This is a genomic window from Tessaracoccus yangjingae, from assembly GCF_055326235.1.
In genome coordinates, this window is record NZ_JBUZNN010000002.1 from 344,481 (window position 1) to 361,430 (window position 16,950).

The following is a 16,950-nucleotide window of genomic DNA, read 5'->3' on the forward strand; positions in this document are numbered from 1 at the left end:
GCGGCTCAGATGTTGTACGGGGGCTCCTTGGGGGTGTCGTTCTTGCGGGTGTCGTACCACTGGCGCGCCTTGTCGAATCCTTCCTCGGCCAGTGAGCCGCCCTCGTCCTTGGGCATGACGGCCCAGAGGATGAGGTAGGCCAGGATGCCGCTGCCGCCGAAGACGGCGATGAGGACGAAGGCGATCCTGATGATCGTCACATCCACGTTGAGGTAACGCGCGATGCCTGCGCAGACGCCGCCGATCATGGCACCGGAGCTGGGACGGGTGAGCTTCATGGGAGTTCCTTTCGGGAATTCGTGCGGCCGCGGGAGGAGAGAAGACCGATCGTGCCTGCGGCCACGAGGATGACGGCGAGGATCGGTTGGACAAAGGGGGCGGAGAGGCTCGGGGCGACGATCAGCACGATCCCGAAGCCGACGGCGGCGAGGCCGACGGCCAGGGCGGCCAGATCGAGGGGTGGGCGGTTCATGATCTTTCCTCCAGTGTGACCGCCGAGAGCGTCGCGTCAACCGTGACGGCGAAATCGAGCGGCGCGGCGGTGGAGGTGCCCGTATCGACGGTGACATCGCTGAGCAGCTCGTTGGAGGTGACGGACAGCGGAGGGCCGGGAAGGAGGACGGTGACGTCGGAGGCGATGGCCTCGATGCGCACCTCGTCGATGCCCGCAAGATCCTCGGCGCGCAGGTCGATGACGCGCTCGTCGCCGACGGTCCGGACCGTCATGACGGCCGCCTCGGGCAAAGGCGCCTCGGACGGCCACGCGGCCCGCGGAGCCAGCCACCCCGCGGCGACCATCGCGAGGACCAGCCCGACCAGCAGGGGGCGGGGCACCCGCCTGGTGCGGGTCACGGCCGCGTAGAGCGCCGTCAGCGAACCCCCGGCGATCAGCGCCGCGCCCAGTCCCAGCATCGGGCTGCCCAGGACGAGGGCCGCGACGGTGCCTGCCGCGGCCGCGACGCCCAGGATGCCGACGCCGATCAGCCACGCGGCCTTGGGCCGGGGGGCGCCGGGGCGTGACACGGCAGGCTCGGCCGAGTAGAGATCGACGACCGGCAGGGGCTCCGGGCCACGAGCGGACCCTGCCGCAGAGCTCATGCGGAGACGCCACTGCGCGACCAGGTCCTCATCGCTGGCGACGTGACGTGACTGCGGCGACGGCGGCGCCGGGGTCGTCTGCGGCCACGTGCGCCCCAGGCGGCCCCTGCGAGCGAGGACGAACAGGGCCACCAGGATGACGCCCGGCCCCCACGGCAGCGGGGTGACGGAGCTGACCAGGCTGACGCCGGCGAGCGACGTCAGGATGACCGCTGCCTTCTGAGCGGTGGGGCTCCAGCCGTCGAAGGAGGGCAGCAGGGAGTGGATGGGGCGGACCCCCGAGGCGCCGGGGGTCAGCGCCGTGCCCCAGGCGTACAGGGCGACACCGAGGCCGCCGCTGAGGGCCAGCAGCGCGAACGCCACCCGGACCAGCACCACGTCGATGCCCATCCGCGTCGCGATGGCGCGGCACAGGCCCGAGCCCATGCCGGACTCCTGACGCTGCAACGCGCCGAGGCCCGGATCGAGCCACCCCAGATCAAGCTCAGTGGACATGCCACCAGTCTCCCGTCCCGGGGGCCGTCCTTCCATCGGGTGACCCCCTGAGGGGCACCTGAGATGGCGCCCTGGCAACCCTGGAAAGGGCCGCGACGGCTGGCCCGCCCGGTCCCGGCGTGTCAGGCTGGGTGGCATGACACAGCTGCCGGTTCCGCCCGCGCCCCCGCGCGCGCCGCTGCGCCGTCAGCCTGACGGCCGGGTGATCGCCGGTGTCGCGGCCGGGCTGGCGGGGCATCTGGGCGTCCGGGTGGCCCATGTCCGCCTCGCGTTCCTGGTCCTGTCGCTGTTCTCGGGGGCGGGGGTGCTGGCCTATGGCGCCCTCTGGGTGTTGATGCCCCGTGTGGCCGCCGGCGACGAGGCGGTCGGGCTGGAATCGGCCTCCCGGACCGGGATGCGCCCCAGGCGCCTGGAGCAGCCGGCGATGCCGGACTCGGGGCTCCTCGTCGCCGGGGGTATGACGGTCGTCGGGCTCCTGTGGCTGTTCGTGTCAGGCGGGGTGATCCCCACCGGACTGTTCTGGCCCATGGTGATCGGCGGCACCGGCGTCATCGTGATCTGGCTGCAGGTCGACGAGCGGGTCACCCCGCGGAGCGCACGGGCCGGCCTGTGGGCACGCGTCACCCGGGGCGGGGGCGTGATGAGCGTGGTGCGGCTCGTCGGCGGACTGTTCCTGGTGGGCGCGGGCACCAGCTGGATCCTCGCCACGCAGGTGGGGCTCGCCCAGCTGCCGGGCGTCCTGGGAGCCTCCGGCGTCCTCCTCGCGGGGCTGCTGGTGGTCGCGGCACCCTGGCTCTACCAGCAGCGCGGCCGCCTACGGCAGGCCGACGCCGAGAGGCTACGGGCCGAGGCCCGCGCCGACATGGCCGCCCACCTGCACGACTCCGTTCTCCAGACCTTGGCACTCATCCAGAGGCAGGCCGCCGACGCACCCACGGTCGCCGCCCTCGCGAGACGCCAGGAGCGCGAACTGCGCACCTGGCTGTACGGCGAGTCCACCCGCGCCTCGTCGCTGCGCTCCGCGCTGCGGGAGGTGGTGGCGGACGTCGAGGCGGACTTCCCCGTTGACGTGGAATTAGTGTGCGTCGGGGACGCAGAGGTCAACGACCGTGTCGAGGCGTTGGTGCTGGCCGTCGGCGAGGCGGTCACGAACGCGGCCAAACACTCGGGGGCTCCGCGGGTGGACGTCTATGCCGAGGTGGACGAGGGGCACATCGAGGTGTTCATCCGCGACCGCGGCACGGGCTTCGATCCCGACTCCGTTCCTGAGGGCAGGATGGGCGTGCGAGAATCGATCAGGGCCCGGATGGAACGCTACGGTGGCAGCGCCACCATCCGCTCGGGGCCCGACGAGGGCACCGAGGTGAAGGTGGAGATCAGAGGATGAGTGAACCGGCCGGAACGCAGCCGCTGCGGGTGGTGATCGTCGACGACCACGCCATGTTCCGGGCTGGCGTCCGCCACGAGATCGGGCCGCACTGCGAGGTGGTCGGTGAAGGCAAGGACGTCGCGAGCGCCGTGGCGGCCATTGTGCGGACCGCGCCGGACGTCGTCCTCCTGGACGTGCACCTGCCCGGGGGTGGCGGGGCCGAGGTGATCAAGCAGGTGCTGCCGGTCAACCCCCAGGTGAAGTTTCTCGCCTTGTCCGTCTCTGACGCCGCCCAGGATGTGATCGGGGTGATCCGGGCCGGGGCACGAGGTTACGTGACCAAGTCGATCAGCTCGGACGAACTCCTGGAAGGGATGACCCGCGTGGCGGCGGGTGATGCCGTGTTCTCGCCGCGCTTGGCGGGTTTTGTCCTGGACGCCTTCTCGGGCGCGGTCGACATGTCGAGCATCGACGAGGAACTGGACCGGCTGAGCACCCGGGAGCGCGAGGTGTTGAAGCTGATCGCCCGGGGCTATTCGTACAAGGAGGTCGCCCGCGAGCTCTTCATCTCGATCAAGACGGTGGAGACCCACGTGTCATCGGTGCTGCGGAAACTGCAATTGTCAAATCGCCATCAACTGACCAAGTGGGCCACGGATCGGCACCTGATCTGAAGCTGATCCGAACCTGAAAAAAGCAACATGAAAGGGGCGGTGCCGGAATGCAATCCGGCACCGCCCCTTTCTCGTTGATGTGGCGAGGCCTCAGGCCTTGCGCTTCTGCATCCAGCCGTAGATGACCAGGATGAGCAGGGCGCCGAGGACGGAGAAGATCAGGCCCGACACGGAGAAGATGTCCGAGTACGAGACGTTGAAGATCAGGCCGCCCAGGAAGCCGCCCAGCAGCGCGCCGGCGATGCCCAGCAGGATGGTGACCAACCAGCCGCCCCCCTGGCGGCCGGGAAGGATGGCCTTGGCGATGGCCCCGCCGAGGAGGCCGATGACGATGTAAGCAATGATTGTTCCCATATGTCCAGGATGCACCAGAATGAGCCGTCGGACAACTCGGGGCCCCATTATTCCGGGTGAACTCGGGGCAAATTCGGGTGTTACCCCAGGTGAGATAGCCTCATGACATGGAATTGATTCATGACCTGCTTGTTCTACTACATCTTGTCGGTTTCGCCGCGCTGTTCGGCGGCGCTTTCGTGCAGCTCAAGGGGCCGACGCGCCTGGTCAACGCGGCCATGGTGCACGGCGCACTGACCCAGCTGGTCACGGGTCTGCTGCTGGTGGGCCTGGCGGAGATGGGCGACGGGCCGGTCAACCACCTCAAGGTCGGCATCAAGCTGGCGGTCCTCGTCGTGATCGCGGCGCTGGTGTTCGCCAACCGCCGCAAGGAGGCGCTGCCGGACGGCCAGTTCTGGGCCATCCTCGGGCTGACCCTTGCCAACACCGCCGTCGCGGTCCTCGTCTGAGCGGTCAGAACAGGGGGCGCCAGGGGCTGAGGAACATCTCCGTGCCCTTCGCGACTATCGAGCGCTCGCGCCACCGCTCCTCGCTCACCTCGATGCAGTTCGACTCGTCGGTGAGGAAGACGTCCTCCATGTAGGTGGCCACGTCCTCGTCTGTGATCTCGAGGTTCACCTCGTAGTTGCCGAGGAGGCTCAGCCGGTCAAGGTTGGCGGTGCCGATCGTCGACCACTTCCCGTCGATGGTGGCCGTCTTCGAGTGCACCATGGCCCCCTGGTAGAGGAACAGCCTGATGCCCGAGTGCAGGAGCTCGGTGTAGAAGCCGCGCGACAACCAGTCGGCGACCACGTGGTTCGAGCGCGCCGGCACGATGATGCGCACGTCCACGCCGCGCCGCACCGCGTCGCGCAGGGCTCCCACGAGGTCGTCGTCCGGGATGAGATAGGCGTGGGTGAGCCAGATGTGGTGGCTGGCCCGGTCGATGGCCTCGAGGTACATGTTGCGGATGGGATAGACCTGGATCCGGGGCGTGTTGCGGTGCACGCGGACGGTGGGCTCCCACTCGCGCGGGGTCTCCAGCTCGATCCGGTCCCGGACCTTGCTGGGGTGCATGTTCCAGAAGTCGACGAACGCGTTCTCCAGCTCGGCGACGCCCTCCCCGACGACCCTTGCGTGCGTGTCGCGCCACCCCGTGGCGTACAGCGAGCCGATGTTGTACCCGCCGATGAACCCGATCCGGCCGTCGACGGTGAGGAGCTTGCGGTGGTCCCGGCCCCAGCTGCGGGGAGACCAGGGCAGCGGGAACGCCGGGTGCGGCATGGTGTTGATGGTGGCCGGGATGGCGCGGTAGAACCTGCGCGGCACCACCATGTTGGCGAACTCGTCCCACACGACGTACACCCGCACGCCGCGCTCGGCCGCCCTCGCCAGGGCGCTGCGGAAGCGGACGCCTTCGGCGTCGCCCTTCCAGATGTAGGTCTCGAAGAACACGTGGTCCTCGGCCCCGTCGATGGCCTCGATCATGGCGTCGAAGACGTGCTCGCCGTAGGTGTAGACCGTCACCTCGTCGCCCGAGACGTCGATGGGCTCGGGCCTGGTGATGGGGAACTTGCGGAGCTTGCGCTTCTTCTTCCGCAGGGACTCCACGAGCGTGAGGGCAACCATGGAGAGGATCTGGAGCAGCAGCACGGCAGTGGTGAGGCGGCCGAGGATGACCCTCCCCCGTGCAAAGGCGTCACGCATGCCCGCCAGCATATCGGCGGGGGCGGGCGCCGGGCGGACGGTAGTCTTGGCCGCTGACATGAGTGACTCACTGTTCCCCGATCTGTTCGCCGTCTTCCAACCCGACGAGCCGCCCCGCGAGCGCTCCGGCGAGGAGCGCCCCCAGAGGCATGCCTCGGCCAGGAAGGTCAGCGAGGAACAGCTGCTGGAGGGGCTCAACCCGCCACAGCGTGAGGCCGTGCTCCACGCCGGTTCCCCGGTGCTGGTGGTGGCCGGGGCCGGATCGGGCAAGACCCGGGTGCTGACCCGCAGGATTGCGCACCTGGTGTCTCAACGCGACGTGCATCCCGGATCCATCCTGGCCATCACGTTCACCAACAAGGCCGCCGCGGAGATGCGCGAACGCGTGGTGGAGCTGGTGGGCAACCGGGCCAAGCTCATGTGGGTCTCGACGTTCCATTCGGCGTGCGTGCGCATCCTGCGGCAGGACATCGACCGCTTCGGCATCAGCAAGACCTTCTCGATCTACGACGACACCGATTCGAAGCGCCTCATGTCGCTGGTGTGCCGCGACCAGGAGCTCGACCCGAAGAGATACCCGGTGCGCGCGGTGATGAACGCCGTCAGCAACTTCAAGAACGAGCTGATCGACTACGAGAGGGCCTCGCTGGAGGCGGCCTCCCCGCCTCAGAAGGTGTACGCCGCGGCCTACGCCGACTACCAGTCGAGGCTGGTCGCGGCCAACGCGCTGGACTTCGACGACCTCATCATGACCGCCGTGCACCTCTTCCAGGCCTTCCCGGACGTGCGCGAGAAGTACCGCCGCCGGTTCAGGCACGTGCTGGTCGACGAGTACCAGGACACCAACCACGCCCAGTACGCGCTGGTGCGGGAGCTGTGCGCGGGCGACGTGGCCGGCGTGGTGGAGGGCTCGCCGCTGGTCGAGCCGGCCGAGCTGATGGTGGTGGGGGACTCGGACCAGTCCATCTACGCCTTCCGCGGGGCCACCATCCGCAACATCATGGACTTCGAGGCGGACTTCCCCGGCGCCCGCACCGTGGTGCTCGACCAGAACTACCGGTCCACGCAGAACGTGCTCACGGCCGCGAACTCGGTGATCGCCCGCAACGAGGGCCGCCGCGACAAGCGGCTGTGGTCGGACCTCGGAGAGGGTGAGCTCATCGTGGGCTGGGTCGCCGACACGGAGACCGACGAGGCGCAGTTCGTGGCCGACGAGATCGACAGGCTGAGCGACGCGGGCCAGTCGCAGTACGGCGACACCGCGGTGTTCTACCGCACCAACGCCCAGTCGCGTGCCTTCGAGGAGGTGTTCATCCGCGTCGGCATGCCCTACAAGGTGGTGGGCGGCGTGCGGTTCTACGAGCGCCGCGAGATCCGCGACGCCATCGGCTACCTCCGTGCCATCGTCAACCCCGCCGACGACGTCTCCATGCGGCGGATCCTCAACGTGCCCAAGCGCGGCATCGGGGACCGCGCGGTCGCGGCGGTCTCCACCCTCGCCTCGGCCGAGCGGATCAGCTTCTTCGACGCGCTGCAGCGTGCCGCCGAGGCCCCGGGCCTGGCGTCGAGGTCCGCCAAGCAGATCCAGGGCTTCGTCGACCTGATGAACCTGCACCGGGCCATGGTCGCTCAGGGCAGGCCGGCCGACGAGGTGCTGACCTCGATCCTCAAGCAGTCGGGCTACCTCCCCGAGCTGGAGGCGTCGACCGACCCGCAGGACCTCACCCGCATCGAGAACCTCATCGAACTGGTCTCCGTCGCGGCGGAGTTCGTGGCGGCGGCCAACACGGTCGACCTCGACGAGGGCGGCGTCGAGTCAGGGCTGGTGGCCGGAATGCCGGAGCCCGACGACTCGCTCGCGGCGTTCCTGGAGCGCATCGCGCTGGTCGCGGACTCCGATCAGGTCCCGGACCACGAGGAGGGCAAGGGCGTCGTGACGCTGATGACCCTGCACACGGCCAAGGGGCTGGAGTTCGACACGGTGTTCCTCACGGGCATGGAGGAGGGCATGTTCCCCCACATGCGCGCGCTGACAGACCCGGCCGAGCTGCAGGAGGAGCGACGGCTCGCCTACGTGGGGATCACCAGGGCACGCAAGCGCCTCTACCTCAGCCGATCGCAGGTGCGGGTGGTGTTCGGCGCGCCGCAGTACAACCCGCCGTCGCGGTTCTTCGAGGAGGTGCCGGCACACGTGCTGGACTGGCGTCGGACCGGGGCCGCGACCACGACGTGGGCCAGCTCGGCTGCCACCCGCAACCGGCAGACGTCCGCGTCGGTGCAGAGCTTCGGCTCAGGCACCGGGTCGGTGCGGACGGTGATGAGTGTCGCGGTGGACGACCGGGTGCTGCACGCCAGCTTCGGCATGGGCACGGTCCTGGCGGTGCACGGGGTGGGCGACGCCACGAAGGTGGACGTGGACTTCGGCTCGGCCGGTGCGAAGCGGCTCAGCCTCAAGCACGCCCCGATGGAGAAGCTCTAGAGCCTCGCCGGCCCGCTCAGCTGACGCCGAGCGACCGGAGGAAGGTCATCGGGTTAGAGGCCGAGTACACGTCGCCGGGGGTCACGCCGGGCTTGTAGTACTCGAAGTGCAGGTGGGCGCCGAAGGAGCGTCCGGTGGTGCCGACGTAGCCGATCAGCTGGCCGGGCTTCACGGTCTGGCCGGAGCTGACCACCTTGCGGCTCATGTGGGCGTACAGGGTGGATCCGCCGTTGCTGTGCTGGATGACCACGTTGATGCCCGCCCAGCCGCCGGCGGTGGGGCTGAGCACGACGCCCGCGGCCGCCGCGTAGATCGGGGTGCCGACGGGGGCGGGGAAGTCCTGGCCCGTGTGGTAGCGCGACCAGCTGCCGGTGGCGCCGAAGCCGGCGCCGATGCGGTAGTTGGACTTGACCGGCATCGAGCCGCCCTTGGTGGTGAGGTTGGTGACGTCCTCGGAGGTGAGGTTCGCCTTGCCGGCCGCTGCCGCGGCGGCGGCCTTCTTGGCCTCCTCCAGGCGCCTGGCGGCCTCCTCGGCCTCCTTCTTCAGCTTGGCGCTCTGGGCGGCGACCAGGGCGAGGTCCTCGTCCATGAGGCGCTGGCGCTCGGTGGAGCTGGTCATCCACTCGGCCTCGGCGGCGGACTCGACGGAGGCGCCGAGGGCGGCCTCGCGCTGCTTGGCGTTCTCGTCGGCGACGGCCTCGCTCAGGTTGGACCGCACGGCGGACCGGCTGACCTCCTGCGAGCGGTCGGCGAAGCCGGCGGCGGCCGCGGAGGCAGCGGCGGCGGGGACGGCCGCGTCGAGGGACTCACCGGCGGTGTCGACGTTGTCGCGCGAGGTGAAGGCAAAGGCGAACAGGGCGCTCACCGACAGCGCACCGGCCACGCCGAGCGCGAGGATGCGCCGGCTGACGGCGAAGCGGGGAGCGGTGGAGCGGCGGGCGGGGTGAGCGTCGATCTCGACAACGTCGTCGAACAGCTCTGCTGCGCGACGGGCGTTGCGCACTGAAGTGTCGTCGTTCACCGGGCTCCTCTGGATGTCTGGCGGCTTCCGTGAGAAACCTTAACAGTTCTCAGGATTCTCTCAAAATTGAGCTCATCATGTCCGCCTGCGGACATGATGAGCCAGGTCGAGGAGGCCCGAGCCGCGAGGCGAGGGCCGTCTCGAGACCACGTGAGGTGACCGGCTACTCCGGCGTCGAGGCCTTCCGGTGGCGAAGCCGTCCGGGTAGTCTGGCGGAGTTTGATCGACCAACGTAAGGACCAACGTGGATCTCCTGGAGTATCAAGCGCGCGATCTGTTCGAGAAGTTCGACGTCCCGGTCCTCCCCGGCCGCATCGCCACCACCCCTGAGGAGGCCCGCTCGGCCTACGCCGAGCTGGGCGCAGACCTCGTGGTGATCAAGGCGCAGGTGCGCACCGGCGGGCGTGGGAAGGCCGGCGGCGTGAAGCTGGCCCGGGGCGAGGAGGCCGTTCTGAAGACCGCCGGCGAGATCCTCGGCCTCGACATCAAGGGCCACATCGTCGAGACGGTGATGATCAGCCCGGGCGCCGACATCGCCGAGGAGTTCTACTTCTCCATCCTGCTCGACCGCACCGCCGGCGGGTTCCTCGCCATGTGCAGCATCGAGGGCGGCATGGACATCGAGACCCTCGCCGTCGAACGCCCAGAGGCGCTGCTCAAGATGGAGCTCGACCCGGTCGAGGGGATCTCCGGGGCGGTGGCCCAGCGGATCGTCGCGGAGGCGGGCTTCCTCCCCGCCGACCACGCAGGGGTGATCGAGGTGCTGAAGAAGCTGTGGCGGGTCTTCAAGGAGTCCGACGCCACGCTCGTGGAGGTCAACCCTCTGGTCAGGACGGGCTCGGGGGACATCATCGCGCTGGACGGCAAGGTGACGCTGGACTCCAACGCGGACTTCCGGCATCCCGAGTGGGCGCAGTACCAGGACAGCACTGGGGACGTCGACCTTGAGCGCCAGGCCCGCGAGCTGGACCTCAACTACGTCAAGCTCGACGGCAGCATCGGCGTGATCGGCAACGGCGCGGGGCTCGTGATGAGCAGCCTCGACGTGGTGGCCGCCGCCGGCGCCGAGCTTCCCGGCACGCCGCGCCCGGCCAACTTCCTCGACATCGGGGGCGGCGCATCGGCCAGCGTGATGGCCAACGGCCTGCGCATCATCATGAGCGACCCTCAGGTCAAGAGCGTGTTCGTCAACATCTTCGGCGGGATCACCGCGTGCAGCGACGTGGCCAACGGCATCGTCAACGCGCTCGACATGCTCGGCGAGGAGGCCCGCCTCCCCATCGTGGTGCGTCTCGACGGCAACTCCGTCGACGTCGGCAAGGCAATCCTCGCCGAGGCGAGGCACCCCATGATCACGGTCAAGAACACCATGGACGAGGCGGCGCGCGCGGCGGCCCGCTTCGCCGCGGAAGGAATCTGAGGCAAGCATGTCGATCTACATCAACCAGTCTTCGCGCGTCCTCGTCCAGGGCATGACCGGCAAGGAAGGCCGGAAGCACACCCAGCGCATGATCATGTCCGGCACCCGCATCGTCGGCGGCGTGACCCCCGGCAAGGCGGGGGAGGCCGTCCTGTTCGAGGAGGACCCCGTGCCGGTGTTCGGATCCATGGTCGAGGCCGTTGCCGCGACGCACGCGGACGTGTCGGTGGTGTTCGTGCCCCCGAAGTTCGCCAAGGCGGCGGTCCTCGAGGCGATCGAGGCCGAGATCGGGCTGTGCGTGGTGATCACCGAGGGGATCCCGGTGCACGACTCGGTGGAGTTCCACCACGCCGCTCGCGGCTCGGCGACCAGGATCATCGGGCCCAACTGCCCGGGCCTGATCTCCCCCGGCAAGTCCAACGTGGGCATCATCCCCGCCCACATCTCCGGCCCGGGGCGCATCGGCCTGGTCTCCAAGTCCGGCACCCTGACCTATCAGATGATGTATGAGCTGCGGGACCACGGATTCTCCACGGCCGTCGGGATCGGTGGGGACCCGGTGGTGGGCACCCGCCACATCGACGTGCTGCAGGAGTTCGAGGAGGACCCTGACACCGACATCATCGTCATGATCGGCGAGATCGGCGGCGACGCCGAGGAGCGGGCCGCGGCCTACATCGCAGATCACATCACCAAGCCCGTCGTCGGCTATGTGGCCGGGTTCACCGCGCCGCCCGGAAAGACGATGGGCCACGCCGGCGCCATCATCACCGGGTCCTCCGGCACGGCGGCGGCGAAGAAGGAGGCGCTCGAGGCCGCCGGCGTACTGGTGGGGGAGACCCCCTCACTGACCGCCGCCCTGGCCCGCGACGCCATCGCGCACCTCCGGCACGCTCTGGGAGACCGCTGAACAATCATTCCTCGGCTGCGGCGCACCAGATCGGGCGATCTACCACCCCCATATCTTGACGAGTATGTCCAATACGCTCACAAGATCTGGGGGCCGTATCTCATCCCGCCTGATGCGTCCTCGCCGGAGGAAGCATTGTTCAGCACCCTCCTGGTGTGACCCCGCCGGTGCGCGTCAGCCCTGGCTGGCGCGCACCGGGATGCGGGCGGCGAGCTCGGCGAGCTGGGCGTCCGTGTACTTGAACGCGTCCGTGACGGTCACGATGGTGTAGGCCACCCGGGTGCCGGCGGTGCTGACCAGCAGCTGGTAGGGGATCGCCGCGTTGTCGGCGGTGGCCTGCGTGACGCTGAAGATGCGCGTCGAGGTGGCCACGCCCCCCTCTCCGGTGCCCGCGACCGCAGGCAGCTCCGCGACCGTGGCGGTGTTGACGCGGTCCTTGCAGGTGGCGATGGCGTTGCCCAGCTTGGTGGAGAAGGCGGTGGCGGCCGCGGCGTCGGCGAAGACGAACCGCAGCGAGTCCAGGCCGAACGTGCTGGGGGCCTGATCATCCTGCGTCAGCAGGTAGGTGGCCTGCTGCCTTTCGGTGGGGCCCGGCTCGCTGGCCAGCGTCATGTTCTCGCAGCCCATGCCTCCGCTCGTCAGGTCCGTGGGCTCCGAGGCGGTCCACCGCCCGGCGCCTCCCCGGACCCTGGCCAGGTCTGAGGGGATCAACCAGCCGTAGGGCTCGACGGGGGGCACGACGGCGGGTGTGGTGGTGACGGTCTCTGCGCACGTGGCGCCTTCGACGGTGCACAGAGCGGCCTGGGGCCGCGCCAGCGACGCGGCCACCAGCTCAGCCTCGAGCGGGCCGCTCGCACGCGTCAGATCGAGGATCTGGACGGAGCTGCCCACGCGGGTCAGGAGCAGCGTGTGGAACTGCGCGGGAATGTCCTCGAACACCACGGAGATCTGGAACGACTCGTCCCCCAGACCCTCGACCGCGGTGGAACGCACGATCCGTGCCGGGATCTCGTCGCAGCTCGAGAGCGCGGCGGTCCGGTTGGCGACGACCTGCTGGGCGGCGGCCGGGGAGGCGTAGGTCTCGATCCGGTGCAGCGCCGCCAGCTGGTCCTCGTCCGAGGTGGCCAGGGTGCGCTGGAGGGAGGCGGTGGGATTCTGCTCGGCGTCCTCGGTGCTCAGGCAGGCCACCCGCCCCTCGTGCTCCGAGGCCTCCGTGGTGGTGCTGGTGACCGCCCAGGAGGCGGCCGGCGCGACACCAGCCAGGTCCTCGCCTGTGAGCAGATCGTCGACGGTGGCGGCCGGGACGGCCGTGGCGCTGCCCGAGGCGCTGGCAGTCACGTTCGGAGACGGGCTGGCCGGGTCCGTGGGCTGCCCGCCGCGCGAGACCGCGAAGGCGATGAGCCCCACCACGAGCGCGCCCACGACCCCTCCGACGATCCAGCGCGCGAGCCCTGGGCGTAGAGCCTGGGGCCGGGCCGCGGGGATGTCCTCCTCGGCTCCGACGGGTGTGAGCGAGGACAGCGCGGAGCGCCGGGGAGCGGGGCTGGGGCTGTCGGCGTACTCGCCGGCGGAGTGGGGGAAGACCGGGGCAGGGATGGGCGTCTCGCCCAGCGGAGCGGCGGGCTCATCCCCGAGTGCGAAGGCCGCCGGATCAGCGGCGGAGCCGCGTCGCGGGCGGAAGATGTCGTCGCCTGAGGTATCGTCCATGACCGTCGGGGAGGAGGTGTCCTCGTCGGGCTGCCAGGCCCTCCGGGGCCGACGCGGCTGATCATCAGGCATTCCCGGGTCACCTCCCATCGGTGTGCCACTGCGGCTTTCGTGGGGCCACCCTACCGCCGCCGACAAAGCACGCGTGGATCTAGAGGGGGAAACGACAGTGATGGCGACAGGCACCCCGGGGCATCGCACGGTCGCGGTCGACATCGATTCGCCCGCCCCTTCAGCCCCCCGCGAGTGGCCGTGGCCCTGGTATCTCGTCGCGGTGGGTGGGCCCGTCGCCGTGCTCCTGGCCGGGTGGATCGTGCTCGGCGCCTTCGCCGCGGTGGGATGGCTGGCCTCGCCCGATGCGCAGCTCTCCAGCGCGCTTCAGGCGTCGACCCGCGTCCTGCTGGCCGCGCACGGGGCGCCCTCGGAGATCGGCGGGATCCGGGTCTCGATGGCGCCCCTGGGCCTGACCGGTGCGCTCGTCTTCCTGGCACTTCCCGTCGCCGCCCAGGCGGCCAGGCGGGCGGCACGTCAATGGGGCGACCCGGACGTGACCGGCGGGATCTGGGCCGACACGGGGGCGATCGTGCTTCGCGTGGGCGGGACCTTCGCCGGGGTGTACGCGGCGGCCGTGTTCCTGCTGTCCGCGTCGATCGGGGTCGCGTCCCCCCGGGCGGCGATGGGCGGCCTCGCCGTCGGCGTGGTGGCCGGCTTCTGGGGAGCCTCCCGTGGGGTGGCCCACGACCCGACGACGGACTGGCCCGACTGGCTCCGGGCGGTACCACGGGCTCTCGGTGCGGCGCTGCTGACGGTGCTCGCCGGGTCCTCCGCGGTACTCGTCGTGGCCCTGGTGAACGGCCGCGACACCGTCACCGCGATCGTGGAGGGTCTCGACGGCGGCGTCGTGGGGCTCGTGCTGCTCGTGGCCCTGCACCTGATCTACCTGCCCAACCTGCTGCTGGCCTGTGCGTCCTGGATGCTGGGCGCGGGCGTCACCCTCGGCGACGGGTCGCTGGTCAGCATGTCCACCAGCGACGTCGGTCTCCTCCCCGCGATCCCCGCGTTCGGCCTGGTGAGCGTCGGCGCGGAGACCTCGCCGGCGTCCTACTGGTGGCTGCTGGTGGGCGTAGCCGCCGGGGCGGTGGCGGGCCTCGCGGTCGCCTGGGCGCGGCCGAGGGCGCGCTTCGACCAGACGGCCCTGGTGGGTGGGCTGGCCGGGGTGGCGGCCGGGCTTGCGGTCACGGTGGCCGCCGCACTGGGCTCGGGCGGGCTCGGCTCCGACCGGTTGGCCCACGTGGGGGCGCGGGTCGGGGCGCTCGCCGTGTTCGCCCCGACGCTGCTGGGGCTCGCGGGCATGGCGGCGGGCCTGATCCTGGGCCTCGTCCGCCGCCCTCCGGCCCCGACGGACCCGGAGACGCCCACCCTTAGGGAACCCTGATCAATCATGTCCTCGCTGCGGCGCACCGGAACGGGCGACCTGACGCCCCTTCATCTGGATATGTACGTCAAGTACACGCACCAGATGTAGTGGCGCCATCTCATCCCGCCCGGTACGTCCTCGCCGAGAACAGCATTGATCAGTGCTCCCTTAGGATGTGCGGGTGACCACCCGCGTCGTCGTCCTGCTGTCCGGCTCCGGCACCCTGTGCCAGGCGCTGTTCGATGCCATCGACGCAGGCGGCGTGGACGCCCGCGTGGTGGCGGTGGTCTCCGATCAGGAGCACGCCCACGGGCTGGAGCGGGCGCGGCTGCGCGGCATCCCGGCGGTGGCGCACCCCCTGGCCAAGGGCTCGGACCGCGCGGTGTGGGACGCGGCGCTGCGCGACATCGTGGACTCCTTCCACCCGGACCTGGTGGCCTCCGCCGGCTTCATGAAGCTGCTGGGACCCGTTTTCCTCGAGCGATTCGGCGGGCGCACCATCAACACCCATCCGGCCCTCCTGCCCAGCTTCCCGGGCATCCACGGCCCGCGCGACGCGCTGAGGGCCGGAGTGAAGATCTCCGGGGCCACCGTCTTCCTGGTCGACGCCGGTGTGGACACCGGTAGGATCCTGTCGCAGGGCGCCGTGGACGTGCTGCCCGGGGATGACGTCGAGTCCCTGCACGAACGCATCAAGGTGGTTGAGCGGCGCCTCCTGGTGGAGGCCGTGGCCGCTTGGACGAAGGAGAATCCGTGACCGATCAGATCCCGCTGCGCCGAGCGTTGGTCTCCGTCTACGACAAGACGGGGCTGGTGGACCTCGGGCGCGAGCTGCAGGGCGCCGGAGTCGAGATCGTGTCCACAGGGTCGACGGCCCGCACCCTCGCCGACGCGGGTGTGGCGGTGACCCCCGTCGAGGAGCTCACAGGCTTCCCCGAGTGCCTCGACGGCCGGGTCAAGACGCTGCACCCCCGCGTGCACGCCGGCATCCTGGCCGACCGGCGCCTCGACTCGCACCGCGCCCAGCTGGAGGAGCTCGGCGTGGCCCCCTTCGACCTGGTGATCACCAACCTCTACCCGTTCGCGGCCACCGTCGCCTCCGGCGCCTCGGAGGACGAGTGCGTCGAGCAGATCGACATCGGCGGCCCCACGATGGTGCGCGCGGCGGCCAAGAACCACGCCTCCGTCGCCGTGATCACCTCCGCCGAGCAGTACCCCATGCTGCGGTCCGCCCTGGCCGCCGGGGGATTCACCCTCGCCGAGCGCAAGCAGCTCGCCGCCGCCGCCTTCGTGCACACCGCCACCTACGACGTGGCGGTCGCCTCCTGGATGGGCAACGTGGTCACCGACACCTCGGGCGGCTCGGGCTTCCCCGCCTGGGTGGGTGCCACCTGGCACAAGGTCGCGAGCCTGCGCTACGGGGAGAACTCGCACCAGTCGGCCGCGGTGTACCGCAACGGCGACGGGACCGACGGCCTCGCGGACGCCACGCAGCTCCACGGCAAGGAGATGAGCTACAACAACTACGTCGACGCCGACGCCGCGCGCCGCGCCGCGTACGACTTCTCCGCTCCGGCGGTGGCCATCATCAAGCACGCCAACCCCTGCGGCATCGCGGTGGGCGCGGACGTGGCCGAGGCCCACCGTCTGGCCCATGCCTGCGATCCGGTCTCCGCGTTCGGTGGCGTGATCGCGGCCAACCGGCCGGTGAGCGTGGACATGGCGCGCCAGGTCTCGGAGGTGTTCACCGAGGTGATCGTGGCCCCCGGGTACGAGGAGGGCGCCGTCGAGGTGCTCTCCGCCAAGAAGAACCTGCGCATCCTCCTGGCCCAGGACGCCGACAACTCCGGCATCTCGCTGCGCCAGATCGACGGCGGGCTGCTGCTGCAGCAGTCCGACGCCATCGACGCCCCCGGCGACGACCCGTCGGCCTGGACCCTGGCGGCCGGCGAGCCCGCGGACGAGGCCACGCTCGCGGACCTGGCGTTCGCCTGGCGGGCCGTGCGCTCCGTCAAGTCCAACGCCATCCTGCTGGCCTCCGGCGGCGCCTCCGTCGGCGTCGGGATGGGGCAGGTCAACCGGGTGGACTCCTGCCACCTCGCGGTGGACCGCGCGGGGGAGCGGGCCGCAGGGTCGGTTGCCGCCTCGGACGCGTTCTTCCCGTTCGCCGATGGGCCGCAGGTGCTGCTCGACGCGGGCGTGAGCGCAATCGTGCAGCCGGGCGGCTCGGTGCGTGACCAGGAGGTCATCGACGCGGTCTCCGCCGCCGGCGTCACCATGTACTTCACCGGCACCCGCCACTTCTTCCACTGACCAGGAG

At 70.3% G+C, this 16,950-nt stretch carries 16 protein-coding genes; 9 read left to right on the forward strand and 7 right to left on the reverse strand.

Going from position 1 to position 16,950, the window contains the following annotated elements:
- Nucleotides 1–5: 5 nt before the first annotated feature.
- Genes ACZK5D_RS04480 through ACZK5D_RS04490 form a run of 3 tightly spaced genes read right to left on the reverse strand, consistent with a single transcriptional unit; the run spans nucleotide 6 to nucleotide 1,593 of the window.
- Entirely contained in the window at nucleotides 6–278 is a 273-nt protein-coding gene (locus ACZK5D_RS04480; protein ID WP_463664414.1) for a PspC domain-containing protein, read from the reverse strand.
- Nucleotides 275–472, reverse strand: a complete 198-nt coding sequence (locus ACZK5D_RS04485; RefSeq protein ID WP_458996334.1) for a hypothetical protein — start codon at nucleotides 470–472, stop codon at nucleotides 275–277. Before ACZK5D_RS04485 ends, ACZK5D_RS04480 begins: the two co-directional genes overlap by 4 nt.
- Nucleotides 469–1,593 carry a PspC domain-containing protein gene (locus tag ACZK5D_RS04490; RefSeq protein WP_463664415.1) on the reverse strand — a complete coding sequence of 375 codons (1,125 nt, stop codon included), beginning with the start codon at nucleotides 1,591–1,593 and terminating at the stop codon, nucleotides 469–471. Before ACZK5D_RS04490 ends, ACZK5D_RS04485 begins: the two co-directional genes overlap by 4 nt.
- 136 nt (nucleotides 1,594–1,729) lie before the next feature.
- On the opposite strand from ACZK5D_RS04490, the gene ACZK5D_RS04495 reads away from it, so the two are divergent.
- Both ACZK5D_RS04495 and ACZK5D_RS04500 read left to right on the forward strand, forming a co-directional pair.
- Nucleotides 1,730–2,980 (forward strand): ATP-binding protein, encoded by a 1,251-nt coding sequence (locus ACZK5D_RS04495; RefSeq protein ID WP_463664416.1) that lies wholly within the window; start codon nucleotides 1,730–1,732, stop codon nucleotides 2,978–2,980.
- Nucleotides 2,977–3,636, forward strand: a complete 660-nt coding sequence (locus tag ACZK5D_RS04500; protein ID WP_463664417.1) for a LuxR C-terminal-related transcriptional regulator — start codon at nucleotides 2,977–2,979, stop codon at nucleotides 3,634–3,636. Before ACZK5D_RS04495 ends, ACZK5D_RS04500 begins: the two co-directional genes overlap by 4 nt.
- A 90-nt stretch (nucleotides 3,637–3,726) precedes the next feature.
- Here ACZK5D_RS04500 and ACZK5D_RS04505 read toward each other — a convergent pair whose 3' ends face one another.
- Nucleotides 3,727–3,990: a GlsB/YeaQ/YmgE family stress response membrane protein gene (locus ACZK5D_RS04505; protein ID WP_463664418.1), complete on the reverse strand. Its 264-nt coding sequence runs from the start codon at nucleotides 3,988–3,990 to the stop codon at nucleotides 3,727–3,729.
- A 107-nt stretch (nucleotides 3,991–4,097) separates the two neighbouring features.
- On the opposite strand from ACZK5D_RS04505, the gene ACZK5D_RS04510 reads away from it, so the two are divergent.
- Entirely contained in the window at nucleotides 4,098–4,439 is a 342-nt protein-coding gene (locus tag ACZK5D_RS04510) for a hypothetical protein (protein ID WP_463664419.1), read from the forward strand.
- A 4-nt stretch (nucleotides 4,440–4,443) separates the two neighbouring features.
- Here the strand turns inward: ACZK5D_RS04510 and ACZK5D_RS04515 are convergent, their stop codons facing one another.
- Nucleotides 4,444–5,676, reverse strand: coding sequence for a phospholipase D-like domain-containing protein (locus ACZK5D_RS04515; RefSeq protein WP_463664420.1), 1,233 nt, complete (start codon nucleotides 5,674–5,676; stop codon nucleotides 4,444–4,446).
- 58 nt (nucleotides 5,677–5,734) lie between these two features.
- On the opposite strand from ACZK5D_RS04515, the gene pcrA reads away from it, so the two are divergent.
- Nucleotides 5,735–8,155 carry a DNA helicase PcrA gene (gene pcrA / locus ACZK5D_RS04520; RefSeq protein ID WP_458996341.1) on the forward strand — a complete coding sequence of 807 codons (2,421 nt, stop codon included), beginning with the start codon at nucleotides 5,735–5,737 and terminating at the stop codon, nucleotides 8,153–8,155.
- 16 nt (nucleotides 8,156–8,171) lie between these two features.
- Here pcrA and ACZK5D_RS04525 read toward each other — a convergent pair whose 3' ends face one another.
- Complete coding sequence (locus tag ACZK5D_RS04525; protein ID WP_458996342.1) at nucleotides 8,172–9,176, reverse strand: M23 family metallopeptidase; 1,005 nt, start codon at nucleotides 9,174–9,176, stop codon at nucleotides 8,172–8,174.
- 244 nt (nucleotides 9,177–9,420) lie between these two features.
- On the opposite strand from ACZK5D_RS04525, the gene sucC reads away from it, so the two are divergent.
- A complete protein-coding gene (gene sucC, locus ACZK5D_RS04530) occupies nucleotides 9,421–10,596 on the forward strand; it encodes an ADP-forming succinate--CoA ligase subunit beta (protein WP_463664421.1) in 1,176 nt (391 codons plus the stop codon).
- A gap of 7 nt (nucleotides 10,597–10,603) precedes the next feature.
- The gene (sucD, locus tag ACZK5D_RS04535) at nucleotides 10,604–11,506 is read left to right on the forward strand and encodes a succinate--CoA ligase subunit alpha (RefSeq protein WP_463664422.1); all 903 of its coding nucleotides are present in this window, start codon (nucleotides 10,604–10,606) and stop codon (nucleotides 11,504–11,506) included.
- 174 nt (nucleotides 11,507–11,680) lie between these two features.
- Here sucD and ACZK5D_RS04540 read toward each other — a convergent pair whose 3' ends face one another.
- Entirely contained in the window at nucleotides 11,681–13,285 is a 1,605-nt protein-coding gene (locus tag ACZK5D_RS04540; RefSeq protein ID WP_463664423.1) for a hypothetical protein, read from the reverse strand.
- Between the two features lie 100 nt (nucleotides 13,286–13,385).
- On the opposite strand from ACZK5D_RS04540, the gene ACZK5D_RS04545 reads away from it, so the two are divergent.
- The 3 genes from ACZK5D_RS04545 to purH all read left to right on the forward strand — a co-directional run bounded on the left by ACZK5D_RS04545 (nucleotide 13,386) and on the right by purH (nucleotide 16,943).
- Entirely contained in the window at nucleotides 13,386–14,648 is a 1,263-nt protein-coding gene (locus tag ACZK5D_RS04545) for a cell division protein PerM (RefSeq protein ID WP_463664424.1), read from the forward strand.
- Nucleotides 14,649–14,811: 163 nt separating this feature from the next.
- Complete coding sequence (purN, locus tag ACZK5D_RS04550) at nucleotides 14,812–15,387, forward strand: phosphoribosylglycinamide formyltransferase (RefSeq protein WP_463664425.1); 576 nt, start codon at nucleotides 14,812–14,814, stop codon at nucleotides 15,385–15,387.
- Nucleotides 15,384–16,943, forward strand: coding sequence for a bifunctional phosphoribosylaminoimidazolecarboxamide formyltransferase/IMP cyclohydrolase (purH, locus tag ACZK5D_RS04555; RefSeq protein ID WP_458996348.1), 1,560 nt, complete (start codon nucleotides 15,384–15,386; stop codon nucleotides 16,941–16,943). The genes purN and purH overlap by 4 nt, the downstream gene beginning before the upstream one ends.
- Nucleotides 16,944–16,950: the final 7 nt, after the last annotated feature.

Bases quoted from the DNA above. Each gene is read 5' to 3' on its own strand.
- ACZK5D_RS04510 (WP_463664419.1), top strand. From the start codon at position 4,098: ATGGAATTGATTCATGACCTGCTTGTTCTACTACATCTTGTCGGTTTC.
- ACZK5D_RS04485 (WP_458996334.1), bottom strand. From the start codon at position 472: ATGAACCGCCCACCCCTCGATCTGGCCGCCCTGGCCGTCGGCCTCGCC.
- pcrA (WP_458996341.1), top strand. From the start codon at position 5,735: ATGAGTGACTCACTGTTCCCCGATCTGTTCGCCGTCTTCCAACCCGAC.
- ACZK5D_RS04490 (WP_463664415.1), bottom strand. From the start codon at position 1,593: ATGTCCACTGAGCTTGATCTGGGGTGGCTCGATCCGGGCCTCGGCGCG.
- ACZK5D_RS04505 (WP_463664418.1), bottom strand. From the start codon at position 3,990: ATGGGAACAATCATTGCTTACATCGTCATCGGCCTCCTCGGCGGGGCC.
- ACZK5D_RS04500 (WP_463664417.1), top strand. From the start codon at position 2,977: ATGAGTGAACCGGCCGGAACGCAGCCGCTGCGGGTGGTGATCGTCGAC.
- sucD (WP_463664422.1), top strand. From the start codon at position 10,604: ATGTCGATCTACATCAACCAGTCTTCGCGCGTCCTCGTCCAGGGCATG.
- ACZK5D_RS04480 (WP_463664414.1), bottom strand. From the start codon at position 278: ATGAAGCTCACCCGTCCCAGCTCCGGTGCCATGATCGGCGGCGTCTGC.
- ACZK5D_RS04540 (WP_463664423.1), bottom strand. From the start codon at position 13,285: ATGCCTGATGATCAGCCGCGTCGGCCCCGGAGGGCCTGGCAGCCCGAC.
- ACZK5D_RS04545 (WP_463664424.1), top strand. From the start codon at position 13,386: ATGGCGACAGGCACCCCGGGGCATCGCACGGTCGCGGTCGACATCGAT.
- ACZK5D_RS04495 (WP_463664416.1), top strand. From the start codon at position 1,730: ATGACACAGCTGCCGGTTCCGCCCGCGCCCCCGCGCGCGCCGCTGCGC.
- ACZK5D_RS04515 (WP_463664420.1), bottom strand. From the start codon at position 5,676: ATGCGTGACGCCTTTGCACGGGGGAGGGTCATCCTCGGCCGCCTCACC.